Raw genomic sequence first — 17851 nt, 5'->3', positions numbered from 1 at the left:
GCCATTGGATCCGCGGGATCCGCAGTAACCGGCACGTCTCAGTCAAACGTGGGAATAATGTTGGCCTTGTCGATCATGTCGATCGGCAACAGGAATTCATGGTCTTCAACCTGCACCACGACATCCTGCTCCTCCACCCCGCGGAGAAGGCCTTGAAAGTTGCGTCGCCCTTCGAAAGGTGAACGCAGCTTTATTTTCACTTGTTCCCCGGCGTACGAAGCAAACTGCTCAATAGTGAACAGCGGGCGCTCCATGCCAGGAGACGATACTTCAAGGGTGTATTCAGTGCTGATCGGATCTTCTACGTCCAATACACCGCTGATCTGGCGACTTACGATTGCGCAGTCGTCGACCAGCACACCACCTTCCTTGTCAATATAAATGCGCAGCACCGAATGCTTGCCCTGGGAACTGAAATCGATCCCCCAGCATTGATAGCCAAGGGCCACGACCACCGGGGCCAACAAGTCCTGCAACTGTTCTAGCTTGCTCGACACCTGAACCCCCTCGTGCATGCTTTAGAAATAAAAAAATGGGCAAAAGCCCATCCCTGAAAACGCCGCTGAACATCGACGTCATGTACTGTCCAGCTAACAAAAAGCCCCTTAAAAGGGGCTCCGCTAAAACTGGTTGCGGGGGCTGGATTTGAACCAACGACCTTCGGGTTATGAGCCCGACGAGCTACCAAACTGCTCCACCCCGCGACAAAGCTGGGGCGGAAGTATACGACCGATCCATTGCTGGGTCAATCCAACATCCACCTACAAGAAAGCCCGCTAATGCGGGCTCCCTTGTTAATTGGTACCGAGAAGGGGACTCGAACCCCTACACCCATTGGGCACAACCACCTCAAGGTTGCGTGTCTACCAATTCCACCACCTCGGCATTACAACTCTTTGGCGACCTCACGAAACATCGCCGAATTCTTTTTTACTTCTTCTCTGGGGCTTGAGGTACGTCAGCTGGAACAACGGCTGGCTTTTGCCCTTCGAGAACCGGTACATCATCTGCTGCCGGCTTTTGCTTCACTTCCAGTGCTGCGGGATCTGGCAAACCTACTTGAGTCAGCTGTTGAGCTTTCTCTTTAGCAAAGTAACCTAACCCCAAGCTGGTTATGAAAAAACATGCTGCAAGTATAGCAGTAAACTTACTGAGAAAGGTAGAGGTTCCTTGACCTCCGAAGACAGTATTTGATGCACCTGCTCCGAACGACGCACCGGCGTCAGCACCTTTACCCTGTTGCAGCAATACCAGAGCAACAACGCCCAGAGCGCCCAACAGGTGAAAAACGATTACGACTGTTTCCAGCATTTTTTCAGTTTCCCGCGGCGCGACAGATCGCACCGAACTCATCTGCATTCAGGGAAGCTCCACCAATGAGCCCCCCATCGATATCCGGCATGCTGAAGAGCTCGACCGCATTGGCCGCCTTCACGCTGCCGCCATAGAGAAGTCGCACGCCTTGTGCGACTTCGGCATTCTCTTTTGCCAGCTGCGCACGGATTGCTGCGTGCACTTCCTGCGCCTCTTGAGGCGAAGCAGTCAATCCGGTGCCAATGGCCCAGACCGGCTCGTAGGCAATTACGGCATTGATCAGTGCGCTGACGCCAAACTCGGCGATGACACTGTCCAGCTGACGCCCGACAACTTCAAGCGTCTGCCCTGCCTTGCGCTCTTCAAGCGTTTCGCCTATGCAAAGCACAGGTGTCAGCCCGCTTGCCTGGATCGCCGCAAACTTCTTGTTAAGCACATCATCCTGCTCGCCAATCAGCTGACGACGTTCGGAGTGCCCGACAAGTACCAGTTTGCAACCTGCATCAGCCAGCTGACTCGACGCGATCTCACCGGTCAGCGCGCCCTGCTCAGCCTGAATGGCTGCATCCTGCGCACCGACAATGATCGATGTTGCCTGAAGCCCTTCGATCACCTGATTGGTAAACAGACTTGCAGGCATTACGGCGATATCGACGCTGCCTGGCAACACCTGCTTGCCCAGACCCTCGATCAGCTCAGCGACGCTGGCGCGGGTACCGTGCATTTTCCAGTTACCAGCTACCATTGGGCGACGCATGCTACACCTCGTGGGTCAAAGTGGGCGCAGATGTTACCCAACACTTCCGACACTGGCAAGCCGAAATCAGGCGCAAACTTCAGCAACCAGTTTTGCGAGCTCTTCGGCGTACGATCTGACCTGGGTTTCATCCTCACCTTCGACCATCACGCGCACCAAAGGCTCTGTGCCCGACTTGCGCAGCAGTACCCTGCCCCGTCCGGCCATCTGCTCGGTAACACGCGCACAGGCTTGCTGGACCGACGGGTGCGAAACGGGATCTACACCTGAACCTGCAAAGCGCACATTGATCAGGATCTGCGGGCATTTGCGCAGCTTCAAGCGCGCTTCGGCGAGACTGATGCCGCTGCGACGCAGGGCCAGTATTACCTGCAACGAAGCAATGATCGCATCACCGGTGGTGGCGTGCTGGAAGCACACGATGTGGCCAGAGTTTTCACCGCCGATCTGCCAGTTGCGCTCAAGCAACTCGGCGATCACATAACGGTCACCGACGTTGGCGCGAACAAACGGGATGTTCTGTTCGGCCAGGGCCAGTTCAAGCCCGAGATTACTCATCAACGTGCCGACGACACCACCCTGCAAGCGTCCACGTTCATGCAGATCACGGGCAATGATGTAAAGCAGCTCGTCGCCATCGACGATGGTCCCGGTATGGTCAACCATCAACACGCGATCGCCGTCACCGTCGAAGCCGATGCCCATGTCGGCATGCTCTGCGACCACTGCCGCCTGCAAGGCTTCCATGTGAGTGGAGCCGCAATTCTTGTTGATATTGAGCCCGTCAGGCTGCGCAGAAAGTACGACAACCTGCGCTCCGAGCTCACGAAAGACGTTGGGCGCTACCTTGTAGGTCGCACCATGCGCGCAGTCGATAACCACCTTGAGGCCGGCGAAATCGGTGCTGGTCGGCACGCTGCTTTTGCAGAATTCGATGTAACGCCCTGCGGCATCGTTGATTCGCGAAACCTTGCCAAGATTCTCGGACTCCGCCACGGTCATCGGCGCATCGAGCAGCTCTTCGATCATCATTTCGATCTCGTCAGGCAGTTTGGTGCCCTGACCAGAGAAGAACTTGATGCCGTTGTCATAGTGCGGATTATGCGAAGCACTGATCACGATGCCTGCTTCGGCATGAAACGTACGCGTCAGGTAGGCAATGGCTGGTGTCGGCATAGGCCCCAGCAGTAGCACGTCAGCACCGGCCGCAGAGAGCCCGGCTTCAAGGGCGGATTCGAACATGTAGCCAGAGATGCGCGTGTCCTTGCCGACGAGAATCCGGCAGGCGCCCATCCTGCGAAAGGCCATGCCTGCAGCCCAACCCAGTTTCAGCATGAACTCGGGCGTAATCGGAAATTGCCCTACACGACCACGAATGCCGTCGGTTGCGAAATATTTTCTGGTAGTCATGGATGCCCCACTGTTGTTATTCAGCTGCCTGGACAGCTGCGATCATGCGCACCACGTCAGCCGTTTCGGCGACATCGTGCACACGTAGAATTCGGGCCCCCTTGGTCATAGCCAAAGCAGCCAGGGCCAGCCCGCCGGATAGACGCTGATCTACGGGTCGCCCCAGCACAGCACCGATCATACTCTTGCGCGAAACGCCCACCAGCAAAGGTTGACCGAGCGCATGCAGCGCTTCCATGTGCTTGAACAGGCTCAGATTGTGCTCCAGTGTCTTGGCAAAGCCAAAGCCCGGATCAAGAATGATCTTTTGCTGATCGATCCCCGCCGTAGCACACTGATTCATGCGCTCGAGCAGGAAAGCGCCCACTTCGCCCACAAGGTCGTCGTAATGCGGATCATCCTGCATGGTTCCGGGCTCACCCAGCATGTGCATGAGACACACCGGCAAACCAGTGCTTGCAGCCGCCTCAAGCGCGCCTGGCCGCTGAAGCGAGCGGACGTCATTGATAAGCCCGGCACCCAGGCCAGCCGTCGCCAGCATGACCTCAGGCGTGGAGGTGTCCACAGAGATGATCACATCCAGCTCGCGCGCGATGACCTCAACCACCGGCGCCACACGCTCGACCTCTTCTGACGCAGACACCGGACGCGCACCCGGGCGCGTCGACTCGCCGCCGACGTCGATCAGTGTGGCACCGGCCTGCACCATTGCTTCGGCATGACGCAAGGCAGCATCAAGCTGGCTGTAGCGGCCGCCATCGGAAAAGGAGTCCGGGGTTGCGTTGAGGATACCCATCACGTGTGTATGGGCCAAATCAAGAACCCGGTTGCCGCAAGGCAACCGGGTTGGGTACAGCGCAGATGTCATGTCAGACCTTAGTGCTCGGCAGCAGGGCCGCCAATCGGAGTTTCCGGACGAGGGTCAGGTGTGATCGGAGTACCGTTGGTACCCGAACCACCGCCCCAGTCACGCGGTTCACGAGGCACGCGACCGGTCATGATGTCGTCGATCTGATCGGCATCAATGGTTTCATACTTCATCAGCGCATCGGCCATCGCTTCAAGCTTGTCACGATTGTCCGTGAGCAACTGCTTGGCAGTGCCGTAGCAGTGATCGATGATGCTGCGCACTTCGGAGTCGATGAGCTTGGCAGTATCGCCGGAAACACTGGAGTTCTGGCTGCTGCCGCGCCCCAGGTAACCCGCATCTTCGTCTTCCGAATACATCAGCGGGCCGAGCTTTTCAGACAAGCCCCATTTGGTGACCATGTTCCGGGCAATCTGACTGGCACGCATGATGTCATTGGATGCACCGGTCGTAACGCCATCGAAGCCCAGGGTCATTTCTTCCGCGATACGACCACCGTAAAGCGAGCAGATCTGGCTGATCAGCGCGCGCTTGGACAGGCTGTAACGGTCTTCTTCAGGAAGAAACATGGTTACACCCAGGGCGCGACCGCGAGGAATGATCGAGACCTTGTAGACCGGATCATGCTCAGGCACCAGGCGCCCTACGATAGCGTGACCCGCCTCGTGGTAAGCCGTGTTGCGCTTTTCCTTTTCGGACATGACCATCGATTTGCGCTCGGCGCCCATCATGATCTTGTCCTTGGCCAGTTCGAACTCTTTCATCTCTACGACGCGCTTGCCGGAGCGAGCAGCGAACAGCGACGCTTCGTTGACCAGGTTAGCCAGATCGGCACCGGAGAAGCCCGGTGTACCGCGAGCGATAACGCCTGCATTGACGTCTTCGCCCATTGGAACCTTGCGCATGTGAACCTTGAGGATCTGCTCGCGGCCACGAATGTCCGGCAGACCTACAACCACCTGACGGTCGAAACGGCCCGGACGCAGCAGCGCCGGGTCGAGCACGTCAGGACGGTTGGTAGCGGCAATGACGATGATGCCGTCATTCATTTCAAAACCGTCCATCTCGACCAGCAACTGGTTGAGAGTTTGCTCTCGCTCGTCGTGACCACCACCCATGCCAGCGCCACGATGGCGACCGACCGCATCGATTTCGTCGATGAAGATGATGCAAGGAGCATGTTTTTTGGCCTGTTCGAACATATCACGGACGCGGCTTGCACCGACGCCCACGAACATCTCGACGAAATCAGAACCGGAAATGGTGAAGAACGGCACTTTCGCCTCGCCGGCAATGGCCTTGGCGATCAGCGTCTTACCGGTACCCGGAGGACCGACCATCAGAACGCCACGCGGGATACGGCCACCCAGACGCTGGAACTTGCCCGGATCACGAAGAAACTCGACAAGCTCGCCGACTTCTTCCTTGGCTTCGTCACAACCGGCAACATCGGCCAGGGTGGTCTTGACCTGATCTTCGGACAGCAGACGCGCCTTGCTCTTGCCGAAGCTCATCGGGCCGCCCTTGCCGCCCGCCCCGCCCTGCATCTGGCGCATGAAGAACATGAACACCGCAATGATCACCAGGATGGGGAAGCTGGCCACCAGTAACTGAGTCCAGATGCTCTGCTGCTCAGGCTGCTTGCCTTCAATCACGACGTTGTTGCTGACCAGATCACCGATCAGACCGTTGTCCGGGATGTTCGGGCGGATGGTCTTGAAGGTGTCGCCATCACTGCGCTTGCCCGTAATGACGTAGCCGTCGACAGAGACCTTCTCGACCTTGCCATCCTTGACCTGCTGGATGAACTCGGAATAGTTGAGGTTCTGCGTCTCGTTAGGGCTGGAGAAGTTGTTCATCACCGTCACCAGGACAGCCGCGATGATCAACCACAGGATCAAATTCTTTGCCATATCGTTCAATTAGCTACCCTCTGAAGCAAGCTCCACGCAGCAAGCGTGCCTCGCATGATATTCACCGGCCTAACTTACTACAGAACCTACAGATACGGCAGACACCGTCTGTAACCCTTTGTGAAACTTTGACAACACAATGTTCAGTCATGCTGCATCGGTAACGCCATTTGAAAAAAGCTATCGTGCCCCTTCAAAAACGCTCGATGCTGGCTGCCCCGTCGATTCCACGAAAGCCGCGAGCCAGCAGGTATTGCTCGCGTGACCTGTCGCGGGATGACGAAGGTTTGCGCATCTGCACCTTGTCAAACAGCTTGCGAATATCCTTGTGGTAGATATCGAAGCCTTCACCCTGGAAGACCTTGATCAGAAAATCGCCACCGGGACGTAGTACCCGACCGGCCAGATCGAGCGCCAATTCACAGAGAAACATCGCACGCGGCATATCTACAGCGCTCAATCCACTCATATTGGGGGCCATATCGGAAATCACAAGGTCTACCTGCGTATTACCGACTGCCTCAAGGATCTGCTCGAGAATCTTGTCCTCGGTAAAATCCCCCTGAATGAAGGTCACATCCGGGATGCTGTCCATTTCAAGAATGTCGGAAGCAATCAGACGACCTTGACCGCCGATCAGACGACTGGTCACCTGCGACCAGCCTCCCGGCGCAGCACCGAGGTCGATAACGGTCATGCCCGGACGGATGAGCTTGTCCTTTTCCTGAATCTCGAGCAGCTTGTAGCTGGCACGCGAACGGTAGCCGTCCTTCTGCGCCATTTTGACGTACTTGTCGTCGAAGTGTTCTTTGAGCCAGTTATGGCTTGTCTTGGAACGGGCCACGGGGCACCTCAAAAATAAACGAGTCGTGATTAACTGGGCGGTCCCGGACTCGCTCGGGTAAACTGGCCGCCGCTTTTAAAAGATCAGACGCAGAGGTCAGATTATGCCGCTCACTCCAGAGCAGAAGAAACAATACAAATCCATTGGCCACCATCTGAAACCGGTGTTGATCGTGGCTGACAATGGTTTGACTGAAGGTGTACTTGCAGAGCTTGAACGCGCATTGAGCGATCACGAGCTGATCAAGATCAAGCTCAACATCCTTGATCGCGAGAGCCGCCTGGGCGCCGTTGCAGAACTGTGCAAGGCCGGTTCGGCGGATCTTGTACAGGTCATCGGCAAAATGGCGCTGATCTACCGCAAGAACCCAAAGGTAAACAAGCAGCTCTCCAACGTCCACCGCGCGCACGGATAAAAACAGAAGTCAGGGCCGCCAAAAGGCGTGCCCTGACTCTTTTTTGCTGCTGACTGCGCCCGCCAAAGCGGGCGACAGGCATCAGATGTGACGCACTTCGATGATTTCGTATTCGATAACGTCGCTAGGCGTTTTCACGACGACGACATCGCCCTCTTCCTTGGCAATCAAGGCGCGAGCAATGGGCGAACCCACTGAAATCTTGCCCTTCTTGATATCCGCCTCGTCCTCACCAACGATCTGGTAGACAACGCTTTCGTCGGTTTCGACGTTGGCGATTTCGACTGTCGTGCCGAAAATCACCTTGCCAGTGTGCGGAATAGTCGTAACGTCGATCACCACAGCGTTCTGCATGCGGCCTTCAATATCACGAATACGCGCCTCGACCATACCTTGCTGCTCGCGGGCAGCGTGGTATTCAGCGTTTTCCTTGAGGTCGCCCAGTTCGCGCGCAGTACCGATGTCCTGGCTCAACTTGGGACGGATCACCTTGGTCAGGTGAGTCAGCTCTTCTTCCAGGGCGCGAGCGCCCTGAACGGTCATTGGGTATTTGATCATGCCTTCAATCCTGCATGGAGATCCTGCAAGCGACGTACGGTCTTCTCGGGACCGAATTTGAGCGCTTCACAGATCGCTTCGCCTGCTGCAATGGTAGTGGTGCAGTAGATCTTGTGCTGCAAGGCGTTGCGACGGATGGAGTAGGAATCTGCGATCGACTGACGACCTTCGGTGGTGTTGATGATCAGGGTGACTTCGTCATTCTTGATCATATCGACCACGTGTGGACGCCCTTCGGTCACCTTGTTCACACGACGTACTTTCAGGCCTGCCGCTTCGATCAGCTTGGCAGTACCTGCGGTAGCAACGATTTCGAAACCCAGATTGATCAGGTCACGGGCGACTGCTTCAACCAGAGGCTTGTCATCGTCACGCACACTGATGAAAGCAGTACCGCCAGTCGGCAGCACTTCGCTCGCGCCCATCTGAGCCTTGGCGAACGCTTCACCGAAGGTATCGCCCACGCCCATCACTTCGCCGGTCGATTTCATTTCCGGGCCGAGGATCGGGTCAACGCCAGGGAATTTGGCAAACGGGAACACTGCCTCCTTCACGCTGTAGAAGTTCGGGATAATTTCCTTGGTGAAGTTCAGCTCTTTCAGGGTTTTACCTGCCATCACGCGGGCAGCGACCATCGCCAGGGAAACACCGATGCACTTGGAAACGAACGGCACGGTACGCGATGCGCGCGGGTTGACTTCAATGACGTAGATGTCTTCGCCCTGAAGCGCCAGCTGCACGTTCATCAGGCCGACAACGCCCAGCTCCAGAGCCATTTTCTTGACCTGTTCGCGCATCTCGTCCTGGATGTGTGCAGGCAGCGAGTACGGCGGCAGCGAGCATGCGGAGTCACCGGAGTGAACGCCCGCCTGCTCGATGTGCTGCATGATCGCGCCGATCACCACGTCAGTCCCGTCGCAGACCGCATCGACGTCCATCTCGATGGCACAGTTCAGGAAATGGTCCAGCAGCACCGGGCTGTCGTTGGACACCTGAACTGCTTCGCGCAGGTAACGCTTGAGTTCGTCTTCCTGATAAACGATTTCCATCGCGCGGCCGCCCAGTACATAGGACGGGCGCACCACCAGCGGATAACCGATCTTCGCCGCAGCACGAATGGCTTCGTCTTCGCTACGCACAGTAGCGTTTGGCGGCTGACGCAGGTTGAGGCGCTCGACCATCTGCTGGAAGCGCTCACGGTCTTCGGCACGGTCAATGGCGTCAGGGCTGGTGCCGATAATCGGCACACCGGCTGCTTCAAGGGCACGTGCCAGTTTCAGCGGCGTCTGGCCACCGTACTGGACGATCACACCTTTCGGCTTCTCGACCCGCACGATTTCCAGCACGTCTTCCAGGGTGACAGGCTCGAAGTACAGGCGGTCAGAGGTGTCGTAATCGGTGGAAACGGTTTCCGGGTTGCAGTTGACCATGATGGTCTCGTACCCGTCTTCACGCAGCGCCAGGGCGGCGTGTACACAGCAGTAGTCGAACTCGATACCCTGGCCGATACGGTTAGGGCCACCGCCGAGGATCATGATCTTGTCGCGCGTCGAAGGGTTGGCTTCGCACTCTTCTTCGTACGTCGAGTACAGATACGCGGTGTCGGTTGCGAACTCGGCAGCGCAGGTGTCGACGCGCTTGTAGACCGGGAACACGTCCAGCTTGTGACGATGCGTACGCAGGTTCTTTTCGGTGACGCCGACCAGCTTGGCCAGGCGCGCATCGGAGAAGCCCTTGCGCTTGAGGCGGAACATCAAGTCACGATCGATTGCCGACAGGCCCAGCGTCTTGACCTTCTCTTCGTCCTTGACCAGATCTTCGATCTGCACCAGGAACCAAGAGTCAATCATGTTCATGGCGAAGATTTCTTCAACCGTCATGCCTGCGCGGAAGGCGTCGGCGACGTACCAGATACGCTCTGCACCCGGCACAGTCAGCTCGCGCTTGAGCGTGCTCATGCTTTCAGGGTGGCTCAGATCCAGCTTCGGATCGAGACCGCAAACGCCGACTTCCAGGCCGCGCAAGGCTTTCTGCAGGGACTCCTGGAAAGTGCGGCCGATGGCCATGACTTCACCGACCGACTTCATCTGAGTGGTCAGACGCGCATCCGCCTTGGCGAACTTCTCGAAGGCAAAGCGCGGTAGCTTGGTGACGACGTAGTCGATCGACGGTTCGAACGAAGCCGGGGTCTTGCCGCCGGTGATTTCGTTCGACAACTCGTCAAGGGTGTAGCCCACTGCCAGCTTGGCGGCAACGCGTGCAATCGGGAAGCCGGTCGCCTTGGAGGCCAGCGCCGAGGAACGCGATACGCGCGGGTTCATCTCGATCACGACCATACGGCCGGTGTCCGGGCAGATGCCGAACTGAACGTTGGAACCACCGGTTTCAACGCCGATCTCGCGCAGCACTGCCAGCGAGGCGTTACGCAGGATCTGGTATTCCTTGTCGGTCAGGGTCTGTGCCGGAGCAACGGTGATGGAGTCGCCGGTGTGCACGCCCATCGGGTCGAAGTTTTCAATCGAGCAGACGATGATGCAGTTGTCCTTTTTGTCGCGGACAACTTCCATTTCGTACTCTTTCCAGCCGATCAGCGATTCGTCGATCAGCAGCTCTTTGGTCGGCGACAGGTCCAGACCGCGAGCGCAGATTTCTTCGAACTCTTCACGGTTGTACGCGATACCGCCGCCCGTGCCGCCCATGGTGAACGATGGACGAATGATGCACGGGAAGCCGAGCTTTTCGAGAACCGCGTTGGCTTCTTCCATGCTGTGCGCGATACCGGAACGCGGGCACGCCAGGCCGATAGACTTCATGGCCTTGTCGAAACGCGAGCGGTCTTCAGCCTTGTCGATGGTATCGGCGTTGGCACCGATCATCTCCACGCCGAACTTCTCCAGAACGCCTTCGCGCTCCAGATCCAGTGCGCAGTTCAGAGCTGTCTGGCCGCCCATGGTCGGCAGCAGTGCGTCAGGACGCTCTTTTTCGATGATCTTGGCAACGGTCTGCCACTTGATCGGCTCGATGTAGGTCGCGTCGGCCATGGCCGGGTCGGTCATGATGGTGGCCGGGTTGGAGTTCACCAGGATGACGCGGTAACCCTCTTCGCGCAGTGCCTTGCAGGCCTGGGCGCCGGAGTAGTCGAATTCACAGGCCTGGCCGATCACGATAGGGCCGGCGCCGAGAATCAGGATGCTTTTAATATCTGTACGTTTTGGCATGGGTTGTCACTCAAATCCGCAGGTCAGTCGGCAAGCCGTCTTGAACATTTCTTTGAGGTGGCCTGGGCGGCAGCAACCGGACACTTGATCCGGGGCCGCCCAGGGCACCTGCGTATTACAGTCTCAAGGCAACCGGTCAGCGTCGCTTGGCCATGGCTTCGATAAAGCGATCAAACAGAGGCGCGACGTCATTCGGGCCCGGGCTCGCCTCAGGGTGACCCTGGAAGCTGAATGCGCTCTTGTCGGTCAGCTCGATACCCTGAAGGGTGCCGTCGAACAACGACTTGTGAATGGCGCGAACATTGCCCGGCAGCGTGGCCTCATCAACAGCAAAACCGTGGTTCTGGCTGGTGATCATGACCACACCGGTGTCCAGATCCTGAACAGGGTGGTTTGCACCGTGGTGGCCATGGCCCATTTTCACGGTCTTGGCACCGGCAGCCAAGGCCAGAAGCTGGTGACCCAGGCAGATACCGAATACCGGCACTTCGGTTTGCAGCACTTCCCTGATCGCCTTGATGGCGTAGTCGCACGGCTCGGGGTCGCCAGGGCCGTTGGACAGGAAAACACCGTCGGGTTTGTAGGCAAGCACATCGCTGGCAGGCGTTTGCGCAGGCACCACAGTCACCCGGCAACCGCGCTCGACCAGCATGCGCAGAATGTTGACCTTGACGCCGTAGTCGTAAGCGACCACATGATAGGGCAGCTCGGAAGCGGCGATTTCAGGGTGGCTGTCGGTCTTCAGGTTCCAGACGCTGGAACGCCACTCGTAGGTGTCCTTGTTACTGACTTCCTTTGCCAGGTCCATGCCCTTGAGGCCGGGGAACCCGCGAGCAGCAGCGATGGCTGCTTCTTCGGAAATGTTGTCGCCAGCCATGATGCAGCCGTTCTGGGCGCCTTTCTCACGCAGGATGCGGGTCAGGCGACGCGTATCGATGCCGGCGATGGCAACGACATTATTGGCTTTCAGGTAATCACCGAGGGACAGCTTGTTACGCCAGTTGCTGGCGACCAGCGGCAGGTCACGGATGACCAGGCCAGCGGACCAGACACGATCGGACTCTGCGTCTTCAGGCGTGGTACCGGTATTGCCGATGTGCGGGTAAGTCAGGGTAACGATTTGCTGGGCGTAGGAAGGATCGGTAAGAATTTCCTGATAGCCTGTCATTGCGGTGTTGAACACCACCTCACCAACGGTCTGACCGTCGGCTCCAATGGCTTCGCCGCGAAAAATGCTGCCATCAGCAAGGGCGAGTATGGCTGGCTTAGTCAAGAAGACCTCCCGTAAATAAAACCTGAAAGGGCGATCGCAGGCTGCAAAAAAGCGGAATGACGTAGTTACGTCACCCCGCTTTCTTATGGAATCATCTGCGCGCTTTGCTTTTTTTAGTGGACACACTAAAGCTGTAGCTTACAGAAAAGGCCCTTTTTGGTCTACCACCAATGAGCCTGAAATGCGGGAAAATGCGACAGGGCCACGAATGGCACTGTATGAAATCAATGCAGACCCAGTACATCCTGCATGTCGTAAAGCCCTGGCGCCTTGCCGTCGAGCCACATTGCAGCCCGCACGGCACCCTTGGCAAAGGTCATGCGACTGGATGCCTTGTGGGTGATCTCGACCCGCTCGCCGTCTGCTGCGAACAGCACGGTATGGTCGCCGACAACGTCACCGGCACGAATGGTCGCAAACCCGATGGTCTGACGATCACGCGCGCCGGTCTGGCCTTCACGGCCGTAGACAGCGACTTTTTCCAGGTCGCGACCCAGCGCACTGGCAACCACTTCACCCATGCGCAAGGCGGTGCCGGACGGCGCATCGACCTTGTGCCGGTGGTGCGCCTCGGTGATTTCGATATCGACCTCATCACCCAGAACACGCGCGGCGGTGTCCAGCAACTTCAAGCAAAGGTTTACACCAACGCTGAAGTTGGCAGCGAACACAATCGGGATGTCTTTACCCGCTTCGACCAGACGCTGCTTCTCTTCGGCACTGAAGCCAGTCGTGCCGATAATCATGGCCTTGCCGGCCTTACGGCAGAACGCTAGATTTTTCAGCGTTACCGAAGGGTGGGTGAAGTCGATCAACACGTCGAACTCATCCGCCACTTTTGCCAGGTCGCCCGACAACGGCACACCGATACGCCCCAGCGCAGCCAGCTCGCCTGCATCCGCACCCACCAGCGTGCTGTCAGGACGATCGATAGCGGCGGTCAACCCGGCACCCGGTGCCTGCTGAACCGCCTCGATCAAAGTCTTGCCCATGCGCCCGGCGGCGCCCACTACAGCAATACGTCGCATGCCCTGCTCCCGTTGATAAGCCTTACAGATCGCCGAAGAAACGCTTCACACCCTCGAACCAGCCACTGGCCTTGGGAGAGTGGGACTCGTCGTTTTCAAGCGAAGTGCGGAACTCTTCAAGCAGCTCGCGCTGACGCTTGCTCAGGTTGACCGGAGTTTCGACCGCTACACGGCACATCAAGTCACCAGCACCGCCGCCACGTACCGGAGCGACACCCTTGCCACGCAAGCGGAACTGCTTGCCGGTCTGGGTACCTTCGGGGATTTTCAGTTTGACGCGACCATCAAGGGTCGGTACTTCAAGCTCGCCACCCAGCGCGGCATCGGTAAAGCTGATCGGCACTTCGCAGAACAGGTGCTTGCCGTCACGCTGGAAGATCGCGTGTTCGCGCACATTGATCACGACATACAGGTCGCCGGTCGGCCCACCCTGAGTACCCGCTTCGCCTTCGCCAGACAGACGAATGCGGTCACCGGTATCGACACCTGGCGGCACCTTGACCGAAAGCGTCTTGGACTCTTCGACACGACCTTCACCGTGGCACGAATCGCACGGGTCGGAAATAATCTTGCCGTGGCCATGGCAGCGTGGGCAGGTTTGCTGCACAGAGAAGAAACCCTGCTGCATGCGAACCTGACCGATACCACCGCAGGTAGGGCAGGTAACGGGCGACGAGCCTTTCTTGGCACCGCTGCCATCGCACGGCTTGCAGTTGACCAGTGTCGGAACGCGGATATTCACGTTAGTACCGCGAACCGCTTCTTCCAGATTCAGCTCCAGCGTATAGCGCAGATCGCTGCCGCGCTGGGCACCGCCACGCCCACCGCCGCCACCGCCGCGGCCACCGCCAAAGAAATCACTGAACACATCACCGAAGATGTCGGAGAAATTGGCACCACCGGCACCACCACCAAAACCGCCGCCGCCACCCATGCTCGGGTCGACACCAGCATGGCCATACTGATCGTACGCAGCGCGCTTGCTGGCATCGGACAGCACTTCGTAGGCCTCGTTGGCCTCTTTGAACAGCTCTTCCGAGGCTTTGTCATCAGGGTTACGGTCGGGGTGATGCTTCATCGCCAGACGGCGATAAGCCTTTTTCAGGTCCGCCTCGCTGGAGCCTCGCTCCACTCCCAACACTTCGTAATAATCACGCTTTGCCATAGTTCTTCCGCACTCTTGAGGACGTTCGGCAAGACCCTCCTGAACCCTGCCAAACTCGTTGAGCCCCATACAGGCCCTGGACCCAACTCACGTCAATTCAACGATCCTGGTCTTCGTTCAACAACCAGATAGGTCTGGCCGAGAAAGCGGCAGAATGATTCGCTACGCAGGAGCGTAGCGATCTTGCCACATGGCTTGCGGAGCAAATCCGCACGCCGAAATTTTGCTTGTTCCAGACACGCCAACGCGGGAGCAAGCTCCCGCGCGGCGACATCCTACCAGTCAGCGCTCGAAAGAGGTCAACCGGCGTTCAAGTGAGCCTGCGCTTACTTGTGGTCTTTCACTTCTTCGAACTCGGCATCGACAACGTCATCAGCCTTGGCATTTTCTTCAGCAGGCTTGGCCGCTGCTTCAGGGTTTTCGGCCTGCTCGGCGTACATCTTCTGAGCGATTGGCGCGGAAACCTTCGACAGCTCTTCAACCTTGGCTTCGATAGCAGCCTTGTCGTCGCCCTTGATAGCGGCTTCCAGAGCAACCAGTGCAGCCTCGACAGCCGTTTTCTCTTCAGCAGTGACCTTGTCTCCTGCATCAGCGATCATCTTGCGAGTCGAGTGGACCAGCGCATCACCCTGGTTACGGGCAGAGGCCAGCTCTTCGAACTTGCGATCTTCTTCGGAGTTGACTTCAGCATCGCGGACCATTTGCTGAATTTCTTCCTCGGACAGACCGGAGTTGGCCTTGATCACGATGGACTGCTGCTTGCCGGTCGCCTTGTCTTTCGCGCCAACATGCAGAATGCCGTTTGCGTCGATGTCGAAGGTTACTTCGATCTGTGGCACGCCACGTGGAGCAGGTGGAATCTCGGCCAGGTCGAACTTGCCCAAGGACTTGTTCTGACCGGCTTGCTTGCGCTCACCCTGCAGTACGTGGATGGTTACCGCGTTCTGGTTGTCATCGGCAGTCGAGAACACCTGGGATTTCTTGGTAGGAATCGTGGTGTTTTTCTCGATCAGCGCAGTCATCACGCCGCCCATGGTTTCGATACCCAGAGTCAGCGGGCTGACGTCGAGCAGCAGAACGTCTTTGACATCACCGGCCAATACAGCGCCCTGGATAGCAGCACCCATTGCAACGGCTTCGTCAGGGTTGACGTCTTTACGTGCTTCTTTACCGAAGAACTCGGTTACCAGCTTCTGCACCAGCGGCATACGGGTCTGACCACCGACCAGAATCACGTCGTTGATCTTGCTTCTGTCGATGCCAGCATCTTTAAGCGCCATTTCGCAAGGAGCGATGGTGCGCTGAACCAAGTCCTCAACCAGCGATTCCAGCTTGGAGCGCGAAATTTTCACGACCAGGTGCTTTGGACCGGTTGCATCTGCAGTGATGTACGGCAGGTTGACTTCGGTCTGCGTGCTGGAAGAAAGCTCGATCTTGGCTTTCTCGGCAGCTTCTTTCAGACGCTGCATGGCCAGCGGGTCACCCTTGAGGTTCATGCCGCTTTCTTTCTTGAATTCGTCGACGAAGTAGTCGATCAGACGAATGTCAAAGTCTTCACCGCCCAGGAACGTGTCGCCGTTGGTGGCCAACACTTCGAACTGGTGCTCGCCATCAACTTCGGCAATCTCGATGACCGAGACGTCGAACGTACCGCCACCCAGGTCATAAACGATGACAGTGTGATCGCCCTTGGCCTTGTCCATACCGTAAGCCAGAGCGGCCGCGGTTGGTTCGTTGATGATGCGCTTGACGTCCAGACCGGCAATACGGCCGGCGTCCTTGGTTGCCTGACGCTGACTGTCGTTGAAGTAGGCCGGAACGGTGATGACCGCTTCGGTAACCGCTTCACCGAGGTAGTCTTCGGCGGTCTTTTTCATTTTCTTCAGGATTTCAGCGGAAATCTGAGGAGGCGCCATTTTCTGGCCATTCACTTCAACCCAGGCATCACCGTTGTCAGCCTTGACGATCTTGTAAGGGACCATCTGGATGTCTTTCTGAACGACATCCTCTTCGAACTTACGACCAATCAGACGCTTTACCGCATACAGCGTGTTGTGCGGATTGGTAACGGCCTGACGCTTGGCGGACTGACCAACCAGGATCTCACCGTCATTGGCATAAGCAATGATCGAAGGTGTAGTACGAGTACCTTCTGCGTTCTCGATAACCTTGACGTTACCGTTTTCCAGAATGGAGACGCAGGAGTTGGTAGTCCCCAGGTCGATACCGATAATTCTGCCCATCTTGACTCTCCCGAAACTTGCAAAACTTGGATTTGGTTGCCGCCAGTGCGTTTACACCGTGCGGTAGCTCTTAAACGCTTGACCTTTAAATGGGGGCCTTACAGCTGATTTCAAGCCTGCTCGTTGATTGACGGCGTTGCAGGCGACGGTGCCTTGCTGACCACGACCATGGCCGGGCGCAACAGGCGACCATTAAGCTGATAACCCTTCTGGAATACCTTGAGCACAGTATTAGGCTCGACGTCGGCACTTTCCTGCATGGCCATCGCCTGGTGCTGGTCGGCACTGAACGGTTGACCATGTGGATCAATGGCTTCCAGCTGATAACGCTTGAGGGTGTCCTGAAACATCTTCAAGGTCAGCTCGATGCCTTCACGCATCGGGCGAATGCTTTCATCGTCCGGATTGGACAGATCAAGGCCTCGCTCCAGACTGTCGATGATCGGCAACAGATCACCGGCAAATTTTTCCAGCGCAAACTTGTGCGCCTTTTCAACATCCTGCTCGGCACGGCGGCGGACATTCTGCAGATCCGCAGCCACGCGAAGGGATTGGTCCTGCGCAGCAGCCAGTTGCTCTTCGAGCACCTGCACACGGGTTGTCAGTTCTTCACCCGCGCCCGCCTCGGCAGCCTGATCCTGATCCTGAGCCTGCGCATCCAGATTCTGTTCGTCAGCCATACATGTTCTCCTCTAAAAACGTCCGCGATCCCGATTCGCGCTTCTGCCCATCTATATGGGATCGGATTTTCCGGCTTCAAGGGTTTCATGTGATCGAGATACGCATTCCCTGACAAATAATGCGGATTCCGGACGAGCGAAAAATTGCGGGTCGACACAAGAGCG

Annotated in this window: 15 protein-coding genes and 2 tRNA genes; 1 reads left to right on the top strand and 16 read right to left on the bottom strand. The window is 57.3% G+C overall.

The features are described from left to right. Positions 1-38: 38 nt before the first annotated feature. The 9 genes from rimP to rlmE form a co-directional block, all read right to left on the bottom strand. On the bottom strand, positions 39-497 hold the full coding sequence (rimP, locus tag AC4ANK_RS06510) for a ribosome maturation factor RimP (protein ID WP_002555126.1): 459 nt from the start codon (positions 495-497) through the stop codon (positions 39-41). 130 nt (positions 498-627) lie between these two features. Next, a tRNA-Met gene (locus AC4ANK_RS06505) sits at positions 628-704 on the bottom strand. 95 nt (positions 705-799) lie between these two features. After that, positions 800-885: transfer RNA gene (locus tag AC4ANK_RS06500), tRNA-Leu, on the bottom strand. Between the two features lie 45 nt (positions 886-930). After that, entirely contained in the window at positions 931-1311 is a 381-nt protein-coding gene (gene secG, locus AC4ANK_RS06495) for a preprotein translocase subunit SecG (protein ID WP_005733037.1), read from the bottom strand. 4 nt (positions 1312-1315) lie between these two features. After that, positions 1316-2071 (bottom strand): triose-phosphate isomerase, encoded by a 756-nt coding sequence (tpiA, locus tag AC4ANK_RS06490; RefSeq protein ID WP_002555128.1) that lies wholly within the window; start codon positions 2069-2071, stop codon positions 1316-1318. Positions 2072-2137: 66 nt separating this feature from the next. After that, positions 2138-3481, bottom strand: a complete 1344-nt coding sequence (glmM, locus tag AC4ANK_RS06485; protein WP_460383350.1) for a phosphoglucosamine mutase — start codon at positions 3479-3481, stop codon at positions 2138-2140. 16 nt (positions 3482-3497) lie between these two features. Continuing rightward, positions 3498-4349, bottom strand: coding sequence for a dihydropteroate synthase (gene folP, locus AC4ANK_RS06480; RefSeq protein ID WP_002555130.1), 852 nt, complete (start codon positions 4347-4349; stop codon positions 3498-3500). 8 nt (positions 4350-4357) lie between these two features. Next, positions 4358-6262: an ATP-dependent zinc metalloprotease FtsH gene (gene ftsH / locus AC4ANK_RS06475; protein ID WP_460385222.1), complete on the bottom strand. Its 1905-nt coding sequence runs from the start codon at positions 6260-6262 to the stop codon at positions 4358-4360. A gap of 193 nt (positions 6263-6455) precedes the next feature. Further along, entirely contained in the window at positions 6456-7106 is a 651-nt protein-coding gene (gene rlmE, locus AC4ANK_RS06470; protein ID WP_002555132.1) for a 23S rRNA (uridine(2552)-2'-O)-methyltransferase RlmE, read from the bottom strand. 103 nt (positions 7107-7209) lie between these two features. On the opposite strand from rlmE, the gene AC4ANK_RS06465 reads away from it, so the two are divergent. Continuing rightward, on the top strand, positions 7210-7521 hold the full coding sequence (locus AC4ANK_RS06465) for a YhbY family RNA-binding protein (RefSeq protein ID WP_002555133.1): 312 nt from the start codon (positions 7210-7212) through the stop codon (positions 7519-7521). Positions 7522-7602: 81 nt separating this feature from the next. On the opposite strand, the gene greA is transcribed toward AC4ANK_RS06465, so the two are convergent. The 7 genes from greA to grpE form a co-directional block, all read right to left on the bottom strand. After that, a complete protein-coding gene (gene greA, locus AC4ANK_RS06460) occupies positions 7603-8079 on the bottom strand; it encodes a transcription elongation factor GreA (protein WP_460383353.1) in 477 nt (158 codons plus the stop codon). Continuing rightward, positions 8076-11297 (bottom strand): carbamoyl-phosphate synthase large subunit, encoded by a 3222-nt coding sequence (carB, locus tag AC4ANK_RS06455; protein WP_002555135.1) that lies wholly within the window; start codon positions 11295-11297, stop codon positions 8076-8078. Before carB ends, greA begins: the two co-directional genes overlap by 4 nt. 136 nt (positions 11298-11433) lie before the next feature. Further along, positions 11434-12570 carry a glutamine-hydrolyzing carbamoyl-phosphate synthase small subunit gene (gene carA, locus AC4ANK_RS06450; protein ID WP_002555136.1) on the bottom strand — a complete coding sequence of 379 codons (1137 nt, stop codon included), beginning with the start codon at positions 12568-12570 and terminating at the stop codon, positions 11434-11436. 224 nt (positions 12571-12794) lie between these two features. Next, complete coding sequence (dapB, locus tag AC4ANK_RS06445; protein WP_002555137.1) at positions 12795-13598, bottom strand: 4-hydroxy-tetrahydrodipicolinate reductase; 804 nt, start codon at positions 13596-13598, stop codon at positions 12795-12797. 22 nt (positions 13599-13620) lie between these two features. Beyond that, positions 13621-14763, bottom strand: a complete 1143-nt coding sequence (dnaJ, locus tag AC4ANK_RS06440) for a molecular chaperone DnaJ (RefSeq protein WP_002555138.1) — start codon at positions 14761-14763, stop codon at positions 13621-13623. Positions 14764-15089: 326 nt separating this feature from the next. Continuing rightward, positions 15090-17006, bottom strand: coding sequence for a molecular chaperone DnaK (gene dnaK, locus AC4ANK_RS06435; RefSeq protein WP_005733029.1), 1917 nt, complete (start codon positions 17004-17006; stop codon positions 15090-15092). A gap of 110 nt (positions 17007-17116) precedes the next feature. After that, positions 17117-17686: a nucleotide exchange factor GrpE gene (gene grpE, locus AC4ANK_RS06430; RefSeq protein ID WP_104720976.1), complete on the bottom strand. Its 570-nt coding sequence runs from the start codon at positions 17684-17686 to the stop codon at positions 17117-17119. Positions 17687-17851: the final 165 nt, after the last annotated feature.

The organism is Pseudomonas sp. Pmew2, assembly GCF_058129885.1.
Note: the sequence above shows the minus strand (reverse complement) of the source record. Positions and strands in the feature narration are given on the sequence as shown.